Below are 18,490 nucleotides of genomic sequence, written 5' to 3'. Positions count from 1 at the left end.
CTGATGCTCGCGCGCGTACCCGAAATTGCCGCACAGCCTAATGAGGCCCACTCTCTCCCGCGACGCGGGGGAGGCGTATGGCCGAGAGTCACCAAGGTTGTAACGCGCATGTGCGCCAGGCGTTACTCGGCGAGCGGATACCGCCAGGAGTTGACCCGGGAGTCCGCACGGGCGGTCGGTTCAGCGCCGGGTGCGGAGGATCTTGAGCACGGGTTCGAGCGAGTCCACGATGTGCTCGCGCTTGACGCCCGCGTCCCGCAGCCGCCCTGCCTTGCGGTCGTCGTGCGCGTAGCCCAGGAAGTGCACTCCGGCCCCCACCGCGGCCTCGTAGTCCGTCGGGGCGTCGCCGATCATCAGCGCCGCGGCGGGGTCGGCGCCCATGGCGCTCAGGGCCCGCTTGACGCAGTACGGGTTCGGCTTGAGCAGGTCGAGGTTCGGGGTCCGGCCATAGATGTGCGGGGCGAAGCAGTGGGTGAGGTCGCGCGACTCCAGGTACCTCGTCACCGCACGCGCGGAGTTGTTGGTGGTGATCGCGAGCCGGGCGTCGAGATGGACCCAGGTCTGGATCACCGGGTCGGCGTACGGCGTGGGCCATGCGGTGGCCGCGGCCTTCAGCTCGTCCTGGGTGAGCTGCTCCTCGATCTCGGTGATCAGATCGCTGCCGGGGTGCCGGGCGGCGACGGCACGCATGACGATCTGGGGGTCCTCCGCGCCCGGCAGCCCGTCGGGCAGGAGCCCGCGCAGGCCCCGCCCCTCAAGGCCGCGCACCATGTCCGCGGCGATCCGTACGGCCGAGTGCCTGGCGAACAGCCGGCAGATGGGCCCGTCGAAGTCGAAGAGCACGAAACGGGCGGGGACGATCAGATCACGCAGGTTCTCGATCTCTTCTGCCATCTGTTCGGTCTGCGTCGTATCAGGAGTCACTAAGAGAGTGTCAGCTCCGTCGCAATGGTTGCCCAGAGCGCGTCGAACCATTTCTGGGACTCTTCGACGAACGCGGCGTCCCGGGGGGCCGAGGCCTTGTCGAAGGAGAAGAGCGGCGATCTCAGCCCCGAGACGTCGAACGCCTCCATCTCGGCGCTCCCGAAGTCCAGCGTGCTGCGCTCGATCGTGTAATAGGCGAGAAGCGCCTCCTGCTGGTTCAGCAGGTACAGCTTCACCGGCGGGGTGAACGGCAGCGCGCGGAACGAGACGTCGACGTCGATGCCGTGCGAGGCGCGCAGCGCGCGCAGGTTGTGGCGCAGGACCTGCCCCTGGGTGTTGCGCAGCGCAAGCCAGCGCTGCTGGATCCTGCCGTCCTCGTCGCCCAGGCCGCTGACCGGCCTGGGAAAGGCCAGGTCGATGTCGCTGCTGGGCAGCAGGATGCGGACGTCGATCGACGTGGGCCGGATGAGCCCCTCGTGGACGCGGCGCACCGGCTCCCCCAGCGCGATCATCAGCGTCTCCGCCGTGTACGACACGACGTCGATCCGAACCCGCGGCTCCGAGAACGCCGCCGCGAGCCGTGGCGCGAGGCCGACCATCGACGCCTGCGGGCCCGCGACCGCCGACGTCGGACCCGATGGCTCCGCCGCGATCCGTGGCGGGCTGCCCTTGCTCACGTTGGCAAGCAGTCCGTCGCCCTGAAGCGTCTTCAGCGCCTGGCGCACCGTCCCCCGCTCCACGCCGAACTCCTCCGCGAGCACCGCCTGCGTGGGGAGGCGGTCGCCCGGCTTGAGGTCGCCCGAGCGGATGCGGTCGCGAAGGGTGTCGGCGATGTCCTGGGGAGTGAGCTTTCTGCTGCCGTTCACTGCAACGTTCTCCTGGGTCACGACCAGACGATACAACTACCCACCATCTCGGGGCAGTTGTCTTGAAGTTGTTTATGTTGCGGGACCAAGTGGGGACAACTCAAGTGAAGTTGGTTGCCAACTCATCCGAGATGGCAGAAGGGGGAACCATCATGACCGTCCTCGCCCTCCTCGCAGCCGTGTCCGCCATCACCCTCGAACAGTTCGTGCAGTGGCAGTACGGGGCCACCGGCCTCGTCGGACTGCTCCTGCTGACCGTCGGGATCAAGGCGAAGAGCCCCACCTGCAGCTCCATCGGCGCCGTCGTCCTCGCGCTGATGATGACCGGCCCCGCGATCTGAGGGCCGTTCGTCCGCTAGCCGCGCGCCAGCTCCAGATCCTGACTGATCGTGCCCCACAGAGCGTTGAACCAAAGATGCGACTGCTCCACGAAGGTCGTGTCCCGCAGCCCGTCACCCTGGTGGAAGGGGAAGAGCATCGACTGCGCGCCCTGCGCGTCGTACATCTCCAGGGGCTCGTGGTCGATCTGCTCGCTCTGCTTCGCGAGCGTGTAGTAGGCGAAGAGCGCCTCGGAACCATTGATGAGATACAGCTTCACCGGCGGCGTGAACGGCAGCGCGCGGAACGAGACGTCGACGTCGATGCCGTGCGAGGCGCGCAGCGCCAGGAGGTTGTGGCGGAGCACCTGCCCCTGTGCGTTGCGCTGGTCGAGCCAGCGCCTGTGCACCTGCCCGCCCTCGTCGTCCCCGCTGTCCACCGGCGCCGGAAAGGCGAGATCGATGCTGCGGCTCGGCAGCAGCACGCGGACGGTGACCTTGGCCGGTTTCCGCTGTCCGGCGTGAATCTGACGGAGTGGTTCCCCGATCGCCATCGTGAGCGAGATGGAGGTCAGGCAGAGCGCGTCGATCTCCACGTGGTCGGCCTCGAACGCGGCGGCGATACGCGGGGCGAGGCCGACCATGGTGGGCTGCGGCCGGACGCCACCGGGCCCGGAAAGGACCTGCTTCGAGGTCTCGGCGACCGTGGCGGGGCTCCCCTTGGACACGTTCGCCAGCAGGTTCTCGCCCTGAAGCGTGCGCAGCGCCTCACGTATCGCACCGCGCTCCACGCCGAACTCGTCGGCCAGCTCGGCCTGCGTCGGCATCCGCTGACCCGGCCGCAGCAACCCGGACCTGATCCGGTCGCGCAGCTCGTCGGCCACCTCGTGGTGAGACCTGTGCGGCCTCTTCATCCCATTGACTTGGGCAGGTTCCGGGCTCACAACCAAACAGTACAACTTCGCGCCATCTTTGGGGAGTTGCTCGGAAGGTGGTTATGAATCGAGCCATCGCGGAGATAACTCAGGTGAAGTTGGTCGCCAACTTAGGCAACCTGGCAGGAACCCTCAGGGGTTGGCCACCAGCCGTTGCCCATCGGATGGCTGCCGACCTGATGGGCCGGGGCTCGGCGCCCCGTCCCGAAAGGGGGAACGTCATGCCGCTCATCGCCATCGTCATCGCCGCTCTCGCCATCGGATTCGAGCAGCTCATCCAGTGGAAGTACGGGCCGATGGGAATCGTCGCCTTCGTCCTGCTGACCGTGGGCATCAAGGCCAAGAGCACCAAGATCAGCGGGGTCGGGGCTGCGCTCCTCGTCCTGCTGCTGGCCCAGTCGGGCTGACAGAGCTGGCTGACCGGGTTCCCATCCGGAGGGGAGCCGGGAGCCCGGTCAGCCACCGAACCGGGGTACACGGGGGGCACGGGGGGCGCGGGGGCACGGGGGTGCCGGTGGGGGAGGAACGGGCGGGCGGGTGTCCCGGGGGATTCGTCGGGGGGGGAGAGAGAACCCATCCGGGTCCGTCGGGGGGGAAAGCCTTGGGGGGGAACCCTCAGAACGCCGCCCGTATCTCCCCCACCTCGGCCGCCCCGCCCAGCAGCGGCGCACGGCCGACGCGGGTGAGTACGTCCGCCTCCACACCCGCCAGGTGCAGCGCACGGGCCAGGACGGGACCCAGGGCCCGTATCCCTCCGTCGTCCACCTTGAACGCCAGCGCGCGACCGTCCGGCAGCGCGAACGCCTGGACCGCCTCGGCGCCCATCTTGGAGAGGGCCCCGGGAATCTCCCGCATCAGCCAGGTGTCGGGGCGGCGCGTACCGGCCACGTACTCGGGGTGGGCCCGCATCGCGTCCGCGACCCGGCGCTCGGCCGAGCCCTCGGGGGCGAGGACGAAGTGCCGGAAGGCCCGGGCGAGGCCGGTCAGGGAGATCGCCATCAGGGGCGCGCCGCAGCCGTCCGTGCCGACGGCGGCCACCTTCTCGCCCGCCGCCTCCTCGACCACCTTCAGGATCAGCTGCTGGAGGGGGTGACCCGGGTCCAGGTAGGAATCCGTGGGCCAGCCGTTCAGGTCGCACACCGCGAGCATCGACGCGTGCTTGCCGGAGCAGTTCATCGTGACCCGGTCACGAACGGCACCCGCTGCCAGATATGTCTCGGCCTCGACCGCGTCCAGCGGGAGGTCCGGCGGGCACTGCAGGTCGGCGGCCGTCAGCCGGCGCTCGGCCAGCATCTTCTGGACGAGGTCCCGGTGGAACCCCTCCCCCGAGTGACTCGCCGCGGTCAGCGCGAGCCGCTCGCCCGACAGGTCGAGCCCCGCCCGCAGCACCGCAGCCGCCTGCATCGGCTTGTTGGCGGACCTGGGGAAGACGGGGGCGCTCACGTCCCCAAGGGCCAGCTCCACGCTGCCGTCCGCGGCCAGCAGCACCAGGCTTCCCCTGTGGCGGCCCTCGACGAAGCCTGAACGTACGACCTCGGCGAGGACCGGGGATATGACAGGGGTGGCGGCGGACTCGGCGGACGTCGAGGTCATCTTCGGCCTTCCGGGGCGGGGGTGGCGTGACGGCCGCCCGCGGAGGCCGGGATCACCGGGTCACGAGAGCAGGTCGTCTACTTGTGCTTCACCTTCACGGTACCTGCGGGCGATCTCCGCACTGCAATCGTCCGCCGTGCGCTGGAGCTGCTGGCGGCGCCGGGAAACCTGCTGTTCGTAGCGGATGAGCCGCCCCATGGCCGTGTGCAGCTCGTCGTCCGTACGGGCGTCCAGGTCGGAGAGCTCCACCTCGGCGAGCATCTCCGTGGCGAGCAGGCCGTACTCCGCGCTGTGCGGCGTGCCCAGCGTCACATGCCGGGCCGACGAGCGGTGCCGGGCCGGCGCGTCCGTGAGGATCTCCGAGAGCCGGTGCACGATGGGACCGTGCACGACAGGACCCTCGGGACCCGGCGCCGACGGGTCCTTACGGCGCGCGACCTCGGCCCGCAGGATGTCGATCCGCCCCTGGAGGAGGCGCCGGACATAGCTCAGGTCCGCCTCGTTCTGCTGTGCGTCCCTGCGCAGCTCACGCAGCTCGCGCAGGAGCAGCGCGGCCAGGTCGGGCGCGGGCTGCTCGGAAAGGACCGCACTGCCCGTGCGCTGCATGGGCGGCCGCGGCACGTTCGTACGTCGCGCAGCGCTCATGCGGGTCAGCGACACAGGTCCGGGCGGCTGTCCCGTACTTGGTGTGCTCATGTGGCTCTACCGTCCCCTCGACCGGCGCGGTACACCGCGTGATGAGCATGGTGCCACCCCGGGTGGCCGCTATGTGAGCGAGTGCCCCCAATCGGCCCCAGATGGGGGGTTCAGGCCAACCTCACGGGCGGCGCATCCGGCGCATCTCGGCCGTACGGAGCACGGCATGATGGGCCATATGCGTGCTGTGGTGCAGAGAGTGGACGGAGCGAGCGTCGTCGTCGAGGGCGAGAACGGCCCCGAGACGGTCGGCGAGATCAACGGCGAGGGCCTGTGCGTCCTGGTGGGGGTGACCCACGAGGACACCAAGGAGAAGGCGGCCCAACTGGCCCGCAAACTCTGGTCCGTTCGGATGCTGGCCGACGAGAGGTCGTGCTCGGACATCGACGCGCCGCTGCTGGTCATCAGCCAGTTCACGCTCTACGGCGACGCGCGCAAGGGCCGCAGGCCCACCTGGAACGCCGCCGCGCCCGGCGATGTCGCCGAGCCCCTGGTCGACGAGGTCGTCTCCCAACTCCGGTCCCTGGGCGCGACGGTGGCGACGGGGCGCTTCGGCGCACAGATGCGGGTGTCCTTGACGAACGACGGGCCGTTCACGGTGCTTCTGGAGATGTGACCGGGCCACATACGTGACCGGGCCACACCTGTGACCCGGTCATGTTTGTTCCTGGGGGTGTTCCTACGGCTGGACCACGACTTCCTGCGAAGCCGCCGTGGCCCCGGCGAGCAGCCCCGCGTCCAGCGGCACGTTCCGCTTCACCAGGGCCAGCGCGATCGGGCCCAGCTCGTGGTGGCGTACGGCCGTCGTGACGAAGCCCAGCTTCCGGCCCTCCTCGCCCTCCGAGGCGAGGCGCAGCTCCGTTCCGGCCGCCGGCAGGAGGACCTCGCTGCCGTCCAGGTGCAGGAAGACCAGGCGGCGCGGCGGCTTGCCCAGGTTCTGCACGCGGGCGACCGTCTCCTGGCCGCGGTAGCAGCCCTTCTGCAGGTGCACCGCCGAGCCGATCCAGCCCAGCTCGTGCGGGATCGTGCGGTGGTCCGTCTCGAAGCCGAGCCGCGGCCGGTGCGCCTCCACGCGCAGCGCCTCGTAGGCCAGGATGCCGATCGCGGGGGCGCTCTCATCGGCGTACGACTCGAGGGACGTACGCGGCAGGAACAGATCACGGCCGTGCGGCGTCTCGCGTACGACGACGCCTTCCGGGACCGCGGCGATCGAACCGGCCGGCAGATACACGACCGCGAACTCGTCCGTGCGGTCGGCGACTTCGACCCGGTTGAAGAACTTCATGCTCTCCAGATACGCGACGAGCGCGTCCTGCGTGCCGGGCTCGACGTGCGCCCACACCGTCTCGCCGTCGTCGACGAGATAGAGGGCGTGCTCGATGTGGCCGTGCGCGGAGAGGATCAGCGCCTCGGTGGCCTGGCCGACGGGCAGCTCGGTCACGTGCTGCGTGAGCAGCAGATGCAGCCAGCTCAGCCGGTCGGGGCCGGAGACGGAGACGACGCCGCGGTGCGAGAGGTCGACGAAACCGGTGCCGTCGGCGAGGGCGCGCTGCTCACGGAACAGATCGCCGTAGTGGGCGGCGACGCCTTCGTCCACGCCCTCGGCGGGGACGGCGCCGGGCAAGGACAGGAGGGGGCTCTTCATGTTCACCCACACTACGACCCGGTAGCGGCCGTTCTTATTCCTCGGCGGCTTCGGCGTCCTTGGTGACCTTGCGCGAACAGTCCTCGCAGCGCCCGAAGATCGCGAAGTGCTTCAGATCCGTGTCGAAGCCGAACGTGTCCCGCAGTTTCGCGGTGAACTCCGCGGCCACCGAGACATCCGCCTCGATGACGTTCGTACAGTCCCGGCACACCAGGTGCATGTGGTGGTGCCGGTCCGCCAGGTGGTACGTCGGCGCACCGTGCCCCAGGTGCGCGTGGCTGACCAGCCCCAGCTCCTCCAGGAGCTCCAGGGTCCGGTACACCGTGGAAATGTTGACCCCCGACGCCGTCTTCCGCACTTGGCAGAGGATGTCGTCGGGGGTCGCGTGCTCAAGGGTGTCGACGGCTTCGAGGACAAGCTGGCGCTGCGGCGTCAGCCGGTAGCCGCGCTGTCGCAGGTCGCTCTTCCAGTCGGAATCGGTGCTCGCCACACAGGCAGTCTAGGCCAGAGGGGAAACGGCCTACTTGAAGAAAGCGATGCCGTCGTCCGGCAGATCGCCCAGGCCCCTGGCCATCTCGGCGACGTCCTCGGGCGTGACGACCTTCTTCAGCTGCGCCGACATGTACGGACGGAGCGGCACCTCGGGGGTCTGCTTCTCGCCGACCCACATCAGGTCGCCCTTCACGTACCCGTACAGACGCTTGCCGCCGGTGTACGGGCCGGAGGCCGCCGTACGGGCGACCGCGTCCGTGACCAGGTCGATCTGCGGCTTCTGGTCGGCGAGCTCGCCGTACCAGACCTCGACGACGCCGTCGTCGCGGACCATCACGGTCTCGACCTTGCGGTCCTTGTCGATGCGCCAGAAGCCCGACTCGGACTCCAGCGGCTTGACCTTGTTGCCCTCGGCGTCGAGCACCCACGTGTGCGAGTGGTACTCGATGAAGTCCCGCCCGTCATGGGTGAAGGACACTTCCTGGCCGAAGTTCGCCTTCTCGGCGCCGGGGAAGTCGGTGACGCCCGCGCCGGCCCAGTTGCCGAGGAGCCAAACGAGGGGCACGAGGTCGGGGTGCAGGTCGGACGGAATCTCGATCATGGGAAGCTCAGGCGATCTCTAGGTGGCGTACGGGCTCAGCGCTGACCCTGATACAGCTTCTTCACGGACAGTCCGGCGAACGCGAGAACGCCGACGCAGACCAGAACCAGCAGGGCGGAGAAGAAGGCCTCAAGCACGGGGTGCTCCTCGGTGAGCTATTGGGGCAGGTATCAGAGCCGCTCCCACTGTAGTCGTGCGCGGCCCGCCTCTCTCTGCGAGGTGGCCTTACGGGTGGCCGCGCGGATGGCCTTACGATGCGGCCATGGCGAAGAAGCTCGTGATCAAGGTGACCGCCGGGGCCGACGCACCCGAGCGCTGCTCGCAGGCGTTCACGGTGGCGGCCGTGGCCGTGGCCAGCGGCGTCGAGGTCTCCCTCTGGCTGACCGGCGAGTCCGCGTGGTTCGCCCTTCCGGGCCGCGCGGCGGAGTTCGAGCTTCCGCACGCGGCGCCGCTCCCCGACCTGATCGACTCGATCGTGGCCGCGGGACAGATCACGCTCTGCACGCAGTGCGCGGCGCGCCGCGAGATCACCGAGAAGGACGTGATCGAGGGGGTACGGATCGCGGGCGCACAGGTCTTCGTCCAGGAAGCAATGACGGACGGCACCCAGGCGCTCGTCTACTGACCACGGCCGACCGCACCGACCGCATCGACCGGTGCGGCTTTACGCTGGACGTATGTACGCGCGGAGGCGTCACGCCTACTTCGCCATGATGGGCACGTGCATCGCCCTGTTCGTCCTGGCGTGGGGCGTGGTGCGCCTGTGGTCCATTCCCGTCGCGGTCGGGATGTGCGTCGTGGCCATGGTGATCCCACCCGTGGCCGCCATGGTGGCCAACCGCCGAGGCCCGGACGACCGCTGGTGGGACGACCCGTCGGGGGACCCGAAGTCCGACGAGTGGTGGGACGAGCTGGACGGCAGGCGTCACCGCTAGCCGGCGGACTTCTCCGCCCTGCACCGCGCGCCCAAGCCCTGGCCACGCGTTCCGCTGCCGGACGGCACGAAGGGCCGCATCCCGCGAATAAAGGCGTCCAACCCCAGGGATGCGGCCCTTCGGCCGTTCATGCGCGTCGGGCTCCCGTCCGCCGGAAGTCGGCGGACGGAGCCCGCGCGTGAAAACTCAGACGGCGATCGCGACCTCCGCGAGGCCGCCCGTCTGGGCCACGACCGTGCGGTCCGCCGTGCCGCCCGGGATCAGGGCGCGCAGCGTCCACGTGCCCTCGGCCGCGTAGAAGCGGAACTGGCCGGTCGCCGAGGTGGGGACCTCGGCGGTGAACTCGCCGGTCGAGTCGAGCAGGCGCACGTAGCCGCTGACGGGCTCGCCGTCGCGGGTCACCTGGCCCTGGATGGTGGTCTCGCCGGGCTTGATCGTCGAGGCGTCGGGTCCGCCGGCCTTCGCTCCACACATATGCGTTCGTCCTTAGCTGGTCACTGCGGGGGTTCGGGGAGGGGTGCTACTTGTTGGCGCCGAGCTCGATCGGGACGCCGACGAGGGAGCCGTACTCGGTCCAGGAGCCGTCGTAGTTCTTGACGTTCGTCTGGCCGAGCAGCTCGTGCAGCACGAACCAGGTGAGCGCCGAGCGCTCACCGATGCGGCAGTACGCGATGGTGTCCTTGGCCAGGTCGACCTGCTCGTCCTCGTAGAGGGCCTTGAGCTCGTCGTCCGACTTGAAGGTGCCGTCGTCGTTGGCGTTCTTCGACCACGGGATGTTGCGCGCGGACGGGACGTGGCCCGGACGCTGCGACTGCTCCTGCGGAAGGTGCGCCGGGGCGAGCAGCTTGCCGCTGAACTCGTCGGGCGAGCGCACGTCGACCAGGTTCTGCGCGCCGATCGCGGCGACGACGTCGTCACGGAAGGCGCGGATCGACTTGTCCTGGGGCTTGGCCTTGTACGAGGTGGCCGCGCGCTGCGGGACCTGGTCGCCGTCGACCAGGTCGCGGGAGTCGAGCTCCCACTTCTTGCGGCCGCCGTCGAGGAGCTTCACGTCCTGGTGGCCGTAGAGCTTGAAGTACCAGAAGGCGTAGGACGCGAACCAGTTGTTGTTGCCGCCGTAGAGGACCACGGTGGTGTCGTTCGCGATGCCCTTGGCCGAGAGGAGCTTCTCGAAGCCCTCCTGGTCGACGAAGTCGCGGCGGACCGGGTCCTGGAGGTCGTCGGTCCAGTCGATGCGGATCGCGTTCTTGATGTGGTTCTTGTCGTACGCGGAGGTGTCTTCGTCGACCTCGACGATGGCAACCTTCGGGTCGTCGATGTGGGCCTCGACCCAGTCGGCGTCTACCAGGACGTCGCTGCGGCTCATACTTCTTCTCCTCCGGGGCAGTTGCGGCGGGGCTGCGGTGCTGTGCGAGGGGATGCCGGGTACGGGTTGTGACTGCGCGGTGGCGCGGCGTACGCGGCACGGGGTGGCCCTGACGGTGTCAACGGGCCGGGGGATACGGGAGTCGGAGCTCCCGCTCAGAAGGTGCGACAGAGCATGGCGGCGACGCGGCACAGGTCTACTGCCCGCCGCTTCGTGAGGTCCGCCTGTCGCTGCATGCGTCCGATCGTAAGGACGCGAGGGGCGCCGTGTCACCGGCGTGTCGGATGATGAGACGCGATCATCCACTATGTGGGATCAAGGGAACGAGTAGAGCCGCCCGCACGGGGCTGGGGTCGTGTTCACCCCTGCCGCATCCATCGCGCGGACGGCTTCGTCTCGTACTGCGGAATTGCCGGGCCAAACGGCCCTGCTCGGCCTCAGCCGGCGGGCGCCTCAGCCCGCGAGCTTCACGTTCGTGCCCTTGACCGAGATCTCCACGCCGTCCCGCGCCGGCGTCACCTCGTCGATCTTGATGCCGCCCGGCAGTCCGCCGACCTTCTCCTCGAAGTCGGTCACATCGCGGACCAGGCCCTCGGGCAGCGGGATCGAGACGCCCATGACCTCGAACTTCTTCGGGATCTCGTCGGCGTTCACCTTGATCGTGTCGTTCTCCACCTTGACCGAGCTGAGCACGTGCACCGGCTTGGGCAGCTTCGCGCCGCCCTTGCTCACCTCGACCTCGACCTTGATCTTGCCGTCGCCGCCGTCCGAGAGCCCGACGACCTTGCCGGTGGCGCCGAGCGGCAGCTCGACCGGCGGCTCCCCCTGCGCCTCCTTGAGCAGCTCGTCGTACGAGATCCGGGCCGTGCCGGTGGCCGTCTCGGCGGTGGCGGAGCTGTAGTCGCCGGAGAACTCGACGCCCTGCATCCGGGCGTTCAGATCGGCGATGCGGATCTTGTCGGAGCCGGAGGTGGCGTCGTAGTCCTTGATGCCGATCTCGACGTCGTCGAGCGTGCCGCCCGCGACCTGGGTCAGGAACGGAAAGCCCTTGATGGAGACGTCGGGCGTCTCGCCGAGCCCCTCGCTGGTACGCAGCTTCTCCGCCGCCTCGTCCTCCGCGAAGCCCACCGCGAGGCGGTCGGCGCCCACGAAGAGGCCCCCCAGGATCACGACGACGATCAGAAGTATTCGTACGGCGCGCTTCATGTCCGGTGTTCCCCCACCTAGTCCCCCGACTCAACTGACGTTTGCCGCGAGCCTAAAGGACAGGTCCCCGGCGGGAGAGCCCTGCCGGGGACCTGTCGATCAGCTGTGACGATCAGCCGATGGCCCGTCCCAGGACGTAGACGGCCGGGGCGGCCGCCGCCAGCGGCAGGGCGACGCCCGCCGTCATGTGCACGAAACGGGACGGGTAGTCGTAGCTGGCGACCCGGTGGCCGATCAGCGCGCAGACACCGGCGCCGAGGCCTAGCAGCGCACCCTTGTTGCCGAAGTCCGTCGTGCCGCCGACGGCGATACCCGCTCCGGCGGCGGCGAGCAGCGCGACGACGACGGATGCGGGCGTCGGCAGCGGCAGCGCGCGGGCGATCACGGCGACCGCGACGGCGATGCCACCCACCGTCACGGCGTCGGACGACGCCGCGAGATGCCCGGTCGCGATGATCGCGAGCGCGGCGGACGCGACGGTCGCCATCAGCCCGGCCATCCGCTCGTCGGCGGACGCGTGGCTGCGCAGCTGCAGGACGAGCACGAGGAGCACCCACACGCCGAGGGTGCCGAGGATCGCGGCGGGCGCGTTCTCCTTGCCGGTGACGAGCAGCGCGATGTCGGCGACGACACCGCCCATGAAGGCGAGCGCGATGCCCTGCCGTGCGGGCCACATCCCGTTGAGCCGGAACCATCCGGCCGCGGTGACGGCCTGGAGCAGGATCAGCGGTACGAGGAGTGCGTACTGCCCGACGGCGGCGGTCCCGGCGAGCAGCAGCCCGAGGACCGCGGTCAGCGCGGCGGGCTGAATCCCCGGCTCTATGATCGGCGACCGCCCTTCGGCCCGGGCGCGCTGGGCGTCGGTGACGCGGGGGTTGCCGGTGGTGGTGGCGGGCCCGTAGTGCCGGGAATCGGCCTCGGGCCGAGGCTCGTCCGCCGCCGTGGGCCGGCTGCCGGGGTCGGCGTGGGCGTGGGCGGGTGTCGAGTCGTACGCCGGGGCGGCGGGCTCCGGGGGCAGCGGCTGGCCGTAGGACTGCGGGGGCAGGTAGGCCGTCTCCGTCACGTCCACCGCGGGCGAGGGCTGGATCTGGGTGTCCCAGGTCTGCCCTTCCCACTGCTGGGTGTACGAGGCGTCCTGGGCGTACGGCTGCTGCGGGTAGGCCTGCTGCGGGTACTGCTGCTGCGGGGGGTACGCCTGCTGGCCGTAACTCTGCTCCGGTGCGGGATAGCCGTGCTGCTGCTCGGGAGCGTAGGGCTGCTGCTGCTCGGGAGCAGGGGGGTACTCCTGGCGGTACGGGTCGTAGTCCCCGTACCCCTGGTGACCCTGGTGTCCCTGGTACCCCTCGTAACCCTCATGTCGCGGATCGCTCATAGCGCTGTTCACCCTCCTGCGAACGGCGGGAGCACCTCGACCGTGCCGCCCTCGGCCAGCCGTACCGTCTCATGCCCGCGGGTACCCACGGGGTCGCCGTCGATGAGGAACGAGCATCGCCGCAGTACACGGACCAGCTCGCCGGGGTGTCGCTCGCGCGCAGCGTCCAGCGCCTCGGCGAGCGTCGTCGCGGCGTACGGCTCCTCCGCGACGCCTGCGGCTGCTTTGGCCGCGGCCCAGTAACGAATGGTGCCGTTCACCACGACAGCTCCTCTCCTTCGGCTGATGCCGAACCTTCGGCGGATGCCGACGTCCATGATGCCGTGGCCCACTCGGCGATCCGACCGAGCAGGGCGTCGTCCGCCGCGTTCTCCGCGTGCCCCATCCCCGCCTCCAGCCAGAGCTCGGCCCCGCCCCGCGCGGCGGCGGCCAGCATCCGGGGGTGGTCCACGGGGAAGTACGGGTCCCGGTCCCCGTGCACGATCAGGAGCGGCGTGGGCGCGATCAGCGGGACCGATTCCACCGGGGAGAGGGGGACGGGGTCCCACTCGTGCGGGTGGATTCTCGTGTGCAGGCCGAAGCGGCCCACCACGCGCCCCAGGGGCCGCGTCACCACCCAGTGCAGCCGCCGCATCGGCGCCGTCCCCCGGTAGAACCAGCGGGCCGGAGCGCTGACCGCGACCACCGCGTCAACCCGCGCTTCTGTGCGCCCCCCGTGCGCGGCATCCTGCGCGGCACCGGCGAGAGCCGCGTGCCGGAGCACCACGGAACCGCCCATGGAGAAGCCCACGGTCACCACCCGCGCATGGCCGAGGGACCGCGCCCACTCCACCGCGGCCGCCAGATCGAGCACCTCGCGGTCGCCGACCGTGGAGAGCCCGCCGGACGCCCCGTGGCCCCGGAAGGAGAACGTGATCACGGCCGCACGCTGGGCGAACACCCCCGCGGCGCGGCGCACGTGCGGCCGGTCGACGCCGCCCGTGAAGCCGTGCGCGAGCACGATCGCGAGCTCCCCCGCGGGGTCGGGCCCGGGGTCGTACGCGGCCTCGATGGCGACCCCGTCCTGTGTACGCAGCGTTACGCGCCGTTGAACGTGAGACGGAGTGCGAGTGATCGGCGGCACAGAAGATCCCGCCGCTCGACCTGCCGGACCTGGAGTCATGTGGGCTATTCTCCTTGGCAGAGGATCCGGGCAGCGAAGCCCCCGGGTCCTTTCGTGCTTTCTGCAGCCTCGTGGCGAACGCGTCCGCGAAGCCGACCGAACCGCACGTGGAGAGCCCAGGGCGCGGGCGATCCTACGTAGCAATCAGTACGAAGCAGTGCCGTAAACGTCCTCGCAGGGACCGAGGAGGAACCGACGTTATGGGCGAGCGAACCGTGCACAACCGTAAGACGACCCAGGCAGGTGGGCGGCGATGAGTTCTCTGCTGCTCCTTACCAATGCCCTTCAGCCGTCGACGGAGGTGCTTCCCGCCCTCGGCCTGCTGCTGCACAACGTGCGGGTGGCCCCCGCCGAAGGCCCGGCCCTCGTCGACACCCCTGGTGCCGACGTCATCCTGATCGACGGCAGGCGTGACCTGCCGCAGGTCCGCAGCCTCTGCCAGCTCCTCCGCTCCACGGGACCCGGCTGTCCACTCGTCCTCGTCGTCACGGAGGGCGGCCTCGCGGCCGTCACCGCCGACTGGGGCATCGACGACGTACTGCTCGACACCGCGGGTCCGGCCGAGGTCGAGGCGCGGCTCCGGCTCGCGATGGGCCGCCAGTCGATCACCGCCGACGACTCCCCCATGGAGATCCGCAACGGCGATCTCTCCGTGGACGAGGCGACGTACAGCGCGAAGCTGAAGGGCCGGGTCCTTGACCTGACCTTCAAGGAGTTCGAGCTGCTCAAGTACCTGGCGCAGCACCCCGGGCGCGTGTTCACGCGGGCCCAGCTGCTCCAGGAGGTCTGGGGCTACGACTACTTCGGCGGTACGCGGACGGTCGACGTCCACGTACGGCGCCTTCGCGCGAAGCTCGGTGTCGAGCACGAGTCGCTCATCGGCACCGTGCGGAATGTCGGCTATCGCTTCGTCACGCCGGAGAAGGTCGAACGTGCGGCCGACACGGCGAAGGCGAAGGCGGCGACCCCACCGGCCGAGGGCGAGCGCCACGACTCCCCCGGTGAGGAGGCGGCCCCGGCCGTGACCTCGCCGAAGGAAGCTGCCGTACGCCCTGCCCAGCGGTAGGTCCATCCGCGTAGACTCCGCGCGTGGCCAAGGTGACTCGGGATGACGTGGCACGACTTGCGGGTACTTCCACCGCCGTCGTCAGCTATGTCATCAACAACGGACCCCGGCCGGTTGCCCCGGCCACGCGCGAGCGTGTACTCGCCGCGATCAAAGAGCTGGGGTATCGGCCCGACCGGGTCGCCCAGGCCATGGCGTCGCGGCGTACCGACCTCATAGGCATGATCGTGCCGGACGCGCGCCAGCCGTTCTTCGCGGAGATGACGCATGCCGTGGAGCAGGCGGCCTCCGAGCGCGGAAAAATGGTGCTCGTCGGCAACACGGACTACGTGGACGAGCGCGAGGCCCACTATCTGCGGGCCTTCCTCGGCATGCGGGTCTCCGGGCTCATCCTCGTCAGCCACGGCCTGACCGATTCGGCCGCCGCGGAGATCGACGCGTGGGACGCGCGGGTCGTGCTCCTTCACGAGCGGCCCGAGGCGATCGACGACGTCGCCGTCGTCACGGACGACCTGGGCGGCGCCCAGCTGGCCACGCGGCACCTCCTGGAGCACGGCCACGAGTACGTGGCGTGCGTCGGCGGCACGGCCGAGACCCCGACGGTGGGTGACCCCGTCTCCGACCACGTCGAGGGATGGCGGCGGGCCATGCGGGAGGCCGGGCGCTCGGTGGAGGGGCGGCTCTTCGAGGCGCCGTACAACCGCTACGACGCGTATCAGATGGCGCTGGAGCTGCTGGCCCGGCCGGACCGGCCGACGGCGATCTTCTGCTCCACGGACGACCAGGCGATCGGCATCCTCCGTGCCGCGCGGGAGCTTCGCATCGACGTGCCGGGGGAGCTGGCCGTGGCCGGCTTCGACGACGTCAAGGAGGCGGGTCTGACGGACCCGCCACTGACGACGGTGGCGTCGGACCGCCCCGCGATGGCGCGGGCGGCGGTCGACCTGGTCCTGGACGACGGCCTGCGGGTGGCGGGTTCCCGCCGGGAGCGCCTGAAGCTGTTCCCCTCACGGCTGGTGGTCCGCCAGTCCTGCGGCTGCGCCTGACACCTGACACCTGCCCACAGCGGGAAACGGCTGCGGGGCAATCGGGTGGGCGGGCGGGAGAAGATCGCCGCGCGGCGGCGGCTTTATATGGGGCATACGCACTTCTATTGGCGTTCTCAGGGCGTACTCAGCCGCCTCTCATGAACGCCCCGCAGCCTAGATCCCATGACCGACACCTTCCGCCACAGCGGCGAGTACCCCCAGCAGCAGTCGTCAGCGCCTGTTCACCATGGCGGTACGCAGGGCGCGTACCCGCCCCCGCCCGCTTACGCACCGGAGGAGCCGCAGCACGCACCGGAGGAGCCGCAGAAGCACCGGCGCCGGGCGCGGGGCCCCCTGGCCCTGCTCGCCGCCGTCGCCATCGCGGCCGCGGCGGTGGGCGGCGGCACCGCCTACGCCTTCCAGGAGTTGACCGGCAAGGACGGCACGTCCAGCAGCGCCACCAACACGAACGTCGTGCCCACCAGCCAGAAGGGCACCGTCTCCGGCGTGGCCGAGGCGGTCAGCCCCAGCATCGTGGAGATCAGCGCGAAGTCCGGCTCGGGCGAGGCCACCGGTTCCGGCGTGATCATCACGGACGACGGCGAGATCATCACCAACAACCACGTGATCTCCGGTGCCTCGTCGGTCAAGGTGACGACGAACGACGGCAAGTCGTACGACGCCAAGGTCGTCGGCACCGACAGCAAGAAGGACCTGGCGCTGATCAAGCTCGAGGATGCCTCCGGCCTCAAGGCCGCGAGCCTCGGCGACTCCGACAACGTCAAGATCGGTGACGACGTCGTGGCGATCGGCTCCCCCGAGGGCCTGACCGGCACCGTCACCAGCGGCATCATCTCCGCCCTCGACCGCGACGTCACCGTGTCGACGGACGAGGACCAGGGTCAGCAGCAGCAACAGCAGGGCGGCGGCAACTGGCCGTTCGAGTACGGCGGCGAGCAGTTCAACGGCGACACCGGGTCGTCGAAGACCACGTACAAGGCCCTCCAGACCGACGCCTCGCTCAACCCGGGCAACTCCGGCGGCGCCCTCATCGACATGAACGGCAACATCATCGGCATCAACTCCGCGATGTACTCGCCCACTTCGTCGCAGAGCGGCACCGAGTCCGGCTCGGGCAGCGTCGGCCTCGGCTTCGCCATCCCGGTCAACACGGTCAAGGCCGACCTCGACACCCTGCGCGCCGGCTCCACCGACTGACCCCGGCCACTCCCCCTGGAGACCTGGAGACCTGGAGACCCTCGACACCCCGGAGCCCTTGGAGGCCGCCATGACCGGACCCCTGATCACCGTCAACCGCGCCCGGCACGCCCTCGCCGTCACCGTCGGGTGGGGCCGTCCGGACACCGATCCGGCCGGGCTCGGCCTCCCCCTCGCCGTGGCCGGTGAACTGCACGGCGCCACCGCGGTGCGTGCCCCGGAAGTGGCCACGGCCAACCCCTCCCGCCCCGCCGCACGCCGCAAGCCCCGCGCGCGCGTGCGAGGCTGATACCGGCCCCGTCAGACCCGTACCCGAGGAAGTCACAAGCCGATGAGCCCCGCCGAAGGCGAGCAGCAGCAGCGCATCCTGATCGTCGACGACGAGCCCGCCGTGCGGGAGGCGCTGCAGCGCAGTCTCGCCTTCGAGGGGTACGGCACGGAGGTCGCCGTCGACGGCGCCGACGCGCTGGAGAAGGCGGCGGCCTACCGCCCCGACCTCGTCGTCCTGGACATCCAGATGCCCCGCATGGACGGCCTCACCGCCGCCCGCAGGCTCCGCTCGACCGGTTCCCTGACGCCCATCCTGATGCTGACCGCGCGTGACACGGTCGGCGACCGCGTCACGGGGCTCGACGCGGGCGCCGACGACTATCTGGTCAAGCCGTTCGAGCTGGACGAGCTCTTCGCCCGTATCCGGGCGCTCCTGCGCCGCAGTTCGTACGCCGCCGCGGCGGGCCAGGCCGAGGAGGGCGACACGCTCGCCTTCGGCGACCTCCGGATGGACCTCGCGACGCGTGAGGTCACGCGCGGGGCGCGCACGGTGGAGCTGACCCGCACCGAGTTCACGCTCCTGGAGATGTTCCTCGCGCACCCCCGGCAGGTGCTCACCCGGGAGCAGATCCTGAAGGCGGTCTGGGGCTTCGACTTCGAACCCTCGTCCAACTCCCTGGACGTGTACGTGATGTACCTGCGCCGCAAGACGGAGGCGGGGGGCGAGCCCCGGCTCGTCCATACGGTGCGGGGTGTGGGGTACGTGCTGCGGCCCGGTTCCGGCGGCGTCGAGTGAAC

Annotated in this window: 25 protein-coding genes; 10 read left to right on the top strand and 15 right to left on the bottom strand. The window is 70.1% G+C overall.

Features of this window, described 5'->3' with window-relative positions:
- Window positions 1-180 precede the first annotated feature (180 nt).
- Complete coding sequence (locus ACIGXX_RS10095; RefSeq protein WP_361467266.1) at window positions 181-975, bottom strand: HAD family hydrolase; 795 nt, start codon at window positions 973-975, stop codon at window positions 181-183.
- Window positions 924-1,817, bottom strand: coding sequence for a GntR family transcriptional regulator (locus tag ACIGXX_RS10090; protein WP_351168616.1), 894 nt, complete (start codon window positions 1,815-1,817; stop codon window positions 924-926). Before ACIGXX_RS10090 ends, ACIGXX_RS10095 begins: the two co-directional genes overlap by 52 nt.
- A 125-nt stretch (window positions 1,818-1,942) precedes the next feature.
- Between ACIGXX_RS10090 and ACIGXX_RS10085 the strand changes: the two genes are divergently transcribed.
- Entirely contained in the window at window positions 1,943-2,131 is a 189-nt protein-coding gene (locus ACIGXX_RS10085; RefSeq protein ID WP_351168423.1) for a hypothetical protein, read from the top strand.
- A gap of 14 nt (window positions 2,132-2,145) precedes the next feature.
- Here the strand turns inward: ACIGXX_RS10085 and ACIGXX_RS10080 are convergent, their stop codons facing one another.
- A complete protein-coding gene (locus tag ACIGXX_RS10080) occupies window positions 2,146-3,021 on the bottom strand; it encodes a GntR family transcriptional regulator (protein ID WP_351168421.1) in 876 nt (291 codons plus the stop codon).
- A gap of 242 nt (window positions 3,022-3,263) precedes the next feature.
- Between ACIGXX_RS10080 and ACIGXX_RS10075 the strand changes: the two genes are divergently transcribed.
- Entirely contained in the window at window positions 3,264-3,449 is a 186-nt protein-coding gene (locus ACIGXX_RS10075; protein WP_351168419.1) for a hypothetical protein, read from the top strand.
- 208 nt (window positions 3,450-3,657) lie between these two features.
- Here the strand turns inward: ACIGXX_RS10075 and ACIGXX_RS10070 are convergent, their stop codons facing one another.
- Both ACIGXX_RS10070 and ACIGXX_RS10065 read right to left on the bottom strand, forming a co-directional pair.
- Window positions 3,658-4,635 carry an asparaginase gene (locus ACIGXX_RS10070; protein WP_351168417.1) on the bottom strand — a complete coding sequence of 326 codons (978 nt, stop codon included), beginning with the start codon at window positions 4,633-4,635 and terminating at the stop codon, window positions 3,658-3,660.
- A 60-nt stretch (window positions 4,636-4,695) separates the two neighbouring features.
- A complete protein-coding gene (locus ACIGXX_RS10065; protein WP_351168415.1) occupies window positions 4,696-5,331 on the bottom strand; it encodes a hypothetical protein in 636 nt (211 codons plus the stop codon).
- A 178-nt stretch (window positions 5,332-5,509) separates the two neighbouring features.
- Here ACIGXX_RS10065 and dtd point away from each other — a divergent pair, with 178 nt between their 5' ends.
- Window positions 5,510-5,947, top strand: a complete 438-nt coding sequence (gene dtd / locus ACIGXX_RS10060; protein ID WP_351168413.1) for a D-aminoacyl-tRNA deacylase — start codon at window positions 5,510-5,512, stop codon at window positions 5,945-5,947.
- A 63-nt stretch (window positions 5,948-6,010) separates the two neighbouring features.
- Here dtd and ACIGXX_RS10055 read toward each other — a convergent pair whose 3' ends face one another.
- From ACIGXX_RS10055 to ACIGXX_RS10045, 3 genes are read right to left on the bottom strand one after another with little or no spacing between them, the layout of a single operon-like run.
- On the bottom strand, window positions 6,011-6,976 hold the full coding sequence (locus tag ACIGXX_RS10055; protein ID WP_351168411.1) for a folate-binding protein: 966 nt from the start codon (window positions 6,974-6,976) through the stop codon (window positions 6,011-6,013).
- A gap of 34 nt (window positions 6,977-7,010) precedes the next feature.
- Window positions 7,011-7,466: a Fur family transcriptional regulator gene (locus ACIGXX_RS10050; protein ID WP_399974491.1), complete on the bottom strand. Its 456-nt coding sequence runs from the start codon at window positions 7,464-7,466 to the stop codon at window positions 7,011-7,013.
- Between the two features lie 30 nt (window positions 7,467-7,496).
- On the bottom strand, window positions 7,497-8,069 hold the full coding sequence (locus ACIGXX_RS10045; protein WP_351168407.1) for an FABP family protein: 573 nt from the start codon (window positions 8,067-8,069) through the stop codon (window positions 7,497-7,499).
- A 262-nt stretch (window positions 8,070-8,331) separates the two neighbouring features.
- Here ACIGXX_RS10045 and ACIGXX_RS10040 point away from each other — a divergent pair, with 262 nt between their 5' ends.
- Together ACIGXX_RS10040 and ACIGXX_RS10035 are read left to right on the top strand one after the other, a co-directional pair.
- Entirely contained in the window at window positions 8,332-8,694 is a 363-nt protein-coding gene (locus tag ACIGXX_RS10040) for a DsrE family protein (protein ID WP_361467277.1), read from the top strand.
- A gap of 52 nt (window positions 8,695-8,746) precedes the next feature.
- Window positions 8,747-9,004, top strand: coding sequence for a DUF3099 domain-containing protein (locus tag ACIGXX_RS10035; RefSeq protein ID WP_351168403.1), 258 nt, complete (start codon window positions 8,747-8,749; stop codon window positions 9,002-9,004).
- 186 nt (window positions 9,005-9,190) lie between these two features.
- Here ACIGXX_RS10035 and ACIGXX_RS10030 read toward each other — a convergent pair whose 3' ends face one another.
- From ACIGXX_RS10030 to ACIGXX_RS10000, 7 genes are all read right to left on the bottom strand, one after another.
- Window positions 9,191-9,478 (bottom strand): DUF1416 domain-containing protein, encoded by a 288-nt coding sequence (locus ACIGXX_RS10030; protein WP_160505842.1) that lies wholly within the window; start codon window positions 9,476-9,478, stop codon window positions 9,191-9,193.
- Between the two features lie 46 nt (window positions 9,479-9,524).
- Window positions 9,525-10,370 carry a sulfurtransferase gene (locus ACIGXX_RS10025; RefSeq protein ID WP_351168401.1) on the bottom strand — a complete coding sequence of 282 codons (846 nt, stop codon included), beginning with the start codon at window positions 10,368-10,370 and terminating at the stop codon, window positions 9,525-9,527.
- A 155-nt stretch (window positions 10,371-10,525) separates the two neighbouring features.
- On the bottom strand, window positions 10,526-10,606 hold the full coding sequence (locus ACIGXX_RS10020; protein ID WP_351007875.1) for a putative leader peptide: 81 nt from the start codon (window positions 10,604-10,606) through the stop codon (window positions 10,526-10,528).
- 217 nt (window positions 10,607-10,823) lie between these two features.
- Window positions 10,824-11,576 carry a DUF2993 domain-containing protein gene (locus tag ACIGXX_RS10015; protein WP_351168399.1) on the bottom strand — a complete coding sequence of 251 codons (753 nt, stop codon included), beginning with the start codon at window positions 11,574-11,576 and terminating at the stop codon, window positions 10,824-10,826.
- A 112-nt stretch (window positions 11,577-11,688) separates the two neighbouring features.
- Window positions 11,689-12,948, bottom strand: a complete 1,260-nt coding sequence (locus ACIGXX_RS10010; RefSeq protein WP_399974485.1) for a hypothetical protein — start codon at window positions 12,946-12,948, stop codon at window positions 11,689-11,691.
- An 8-nt stretch (window positions 12,949-12,956) separates the two neighbouring features.
- Window positions 12,957-13,211 carry a MoaD/ThiS family protein gene (locus tag ACIGXX_RS10005; protein WP_160505846.1) on the bottom strand — a complete coding sequence of 85 codons (255 nt, stop codon included), beginning with the start codon at window positions 13,209-13,211 and terminating at the stop codon, window positions 12,957-12,959.
- Complete coding sequence (locus ACIGXX_RS10000; RefSeq protein ID WP_383819008.1) at window positions 13,205-14,110, bottom strand: alpha/beta hydrolase; 906 nt, start codon at window positions 14,108-14,110, stop codon at window positions 13,205-13,207. The genes ACIGXX_RS10005 and ACIGXX_RS10000 overlap by 7 nt, the downstream gene beginning before the upstream one ends.
- A 253-nt stretch (window positions 14,111-14,363) precedes the next feature.
- Between ACIGXX_RS10000 and ACIGXX_RS09995 the strand changes: the two genes are divergently transcribed.
- The 5 genes from ACIGXX_RS09995 (at window position 14,364) to ACIGXX_RS09975 (ending at window position 18,488) form a co-directional block, all read left to right on the top strand.
- Window positions 14,364-15,176: a response regulator transcription factor gene (locus tag ACIGXX_RS09995; protein ID WP_351168393.1), complete on the top strand. Its 813-nt coding sequence runs from the start codon at window positions 14,364-14,366 to the stop codon at window positions 15,174-15,176.
- A 23-nt stretch (window positions 15,177-15,199) separates the two neighbouring features.
- Window positions 15,200-16,222, top strand: coding sequence for a LacI family DNA-binding transcriptional regulator (locus ACIGXX_RS09990; protein ID WP_351168391.1), 1,023 nt, complete (start codon window positions 15,200-15,202; stop codon window positions 16,220-16,222).
- Window positions 16,223-16,387: 165 nt separating this feature from the next.
- A complete protein-coding gene (locus ACIGXX_RS09985; protein WP_351168389.1) occupies window positions 16,388-17,422 on the top strand; it encodes a trypsin-like peptidase domain-containing protein in 1,035 nt (344 codons plus the stop codon).
- Between the two features lie 70 nt (window positions 17,423-17,492).
- On the top strand, window positions 17,493-17,711 hold the full coding sequence (locus tag ACIGXX_RS09980; protein ID WP_351168387.1) for a hypothetical protein: 219 nt from the start codon (window positions 17,493-17,495) through the stop codon (window positions 17,709-17,711).
- A 42-nt stretch (window positions 17,712-17,753) separates the two neighbouring features.
- Entirely contained in the window at window positions 17,754-18,488 is a 735-nt protein-coding gene (locus ACIGXX_RS09975) for a response regulator transcription factor (protein ID WP_351168385.1), read from the top strand.
- Window positions 18,489-18,490: the final 2 nt, after the last annotated feature.

The sequence above is a fragment of the Streptomyces sp. NPDC055243 genome (assembly GCF_044544025.1).
Classification (GTDB): domain Bacteria; phylum Actinomycetota; class Actinomycetes; order Streptomycetales; family Streptomycetaceae; genus Streptomyces.
This window is presented reverse-complemented; position numbering and strand designations above follow the sequence as displayed.

Coding starts and splice junctions, on each gene's coding strand:
- ACIGXX_RS10095 (WP_361467266.1), bottom strand. CDS start 975: ATGGTTCGACGCGCTCTGGGCAACCATTGCGACGGAGCTGACACTCTC.
- ACIGXX_RS10085 (WP_351168423.1), top strand. CDS start 1,943: ATGACCGTCCTCGCCCTCCTCGCAGCCGTGTCCGCCATCACCCTCGAA.
- ACIGXX_RS10080 (WP_351168421.1), bottom strand. CDS start 3,021: ATGAAGAGGCCGCACAGGTCTCACCACGAGGTGGCCGACGAGCTGCGC.
- ACIGXX_RS10075 (WP_351168419.1), top strand. CDS start 3,264: ATGCCGCTCATCGCCATCGTCATCGCCGCTCTCGCCATCGGATTCGAG.
- ACIGXX_RS10070 (WP_351168417.1), bottom strand. CDS start 4,635: ATGACCTCGACGTCCGCCGAGTCCGCCGCCACCCCTGTCATATCCCCG.
- ACIGXX_RS10065 (WP_351168415.1), bottom strand. CDS start 5,331: ATGAGCACACCAAGTACGGGACAGCCGCCCGGACCTGTGTCGCTGACC.
- dtd (WP_351168413.1), top strand. CDS start 5,510: ATGCGTGCTGTGGTGCAGAGAGTGGACGGAGCGAGCGTCGTCGTCGAG.
- ACIGXX_RS10055 (WP_351168411.1), bottom strand. CDS start 6,976: ATGAAGAGCCCCCTCCTGTCCTTGCCCGGCGCCGTCCCCGCCGAGGGC.
- ACIGXX_RS10045 (WP_351168407.1), bottom strand. CDS start 8,069: ATGATCGAGATTCCGTCCGACCTGCACCCCGACCTCGTGCCCCTCGTT.
- ACIGXX_RS10040 (WP_361467277.1), top strand. CDS start 8,332: ATGGCGAAGAAGCTCGTGATCAAGGTGACCGCCGGGGCCGACGCACCC.
- ACIGXX_RS10035 (WP_351168403.1), top strand. CDS start 8,747: ATGTACGCGCGGAGGCGTCACGCCTACTTCGCCATGATGGGCACGTGC.
- ACIGXX_RS10030 (WP_160505842.1), bottom strand. CDS start 9,478: ATGTGTGGAGCGAAGGCCGGCGGACCCGACGCCTCGACGATCAAGCCC.
- ACIGXX_RS10025 (WP_351168401.1), bottom strand. CDS start 10,370: ATGAGCCGCAGCGACGTCCTGGTAGACGCCGACTGGGTCGAGGCCCAC.
- ACIGXX_RS10020 (WP_351007875.1), bottom strand. CDS start 10,606: ATGCAGCGACAGGCGGACCTCACGAAGCGGCGGGCAGTAGACCTGTGC.
- ACIGXX_RS10015 (WP_351168399.1), bottom strand. CDS start 11,576: ATGAAGCGCGCCGTACGAATACTTCTGATCGTCGTCGTGATCCTGGGG.
- ACIGXX_RS10010 (WP_399974485.1), bottom strand. CDS start 12,948: ATGAGCGATCCGCGACATGAGGGTTACGAGGGGTACCAGGGACACCAG.
- ACIGXX_RS10000 (WP_383819008.1), bottom strand. CDS start 14,110: ATGACTCCAGGTCCGGCAGGTCGAGCGGCGGGATCTTCTGTGCCGCCG.
- ACIGXX_RS09995 (WP_351168393.1), top strand. CDS start 14,364: ATGAGTTCTCTGCTGCTCCTTACCAATGCCCTTCAGCCGTCGACGGAG.
- ACIGXX_RS09985 (WP_351168389.1), top strand. CDS start 16,388: ATGACCGACACCTTCCGCCACAGCGGCGAGTACCCCCAGCAGCAGTCG.
- ACIGXX_RS09980 (WP_351168387.1), top strand. CDS start 17,493: ATGACCGGACCCCTGATCACCGTCAACCGCGCCCGGCACGCCCTCGCC.
- ACIGXX_RS09975 (WP_351168385.1), top strand. CDS start 17,754: ATGAGCCCCGCCGAAGGCGAGCAGCAGCAGCGCATCCTGATCGTCGAC.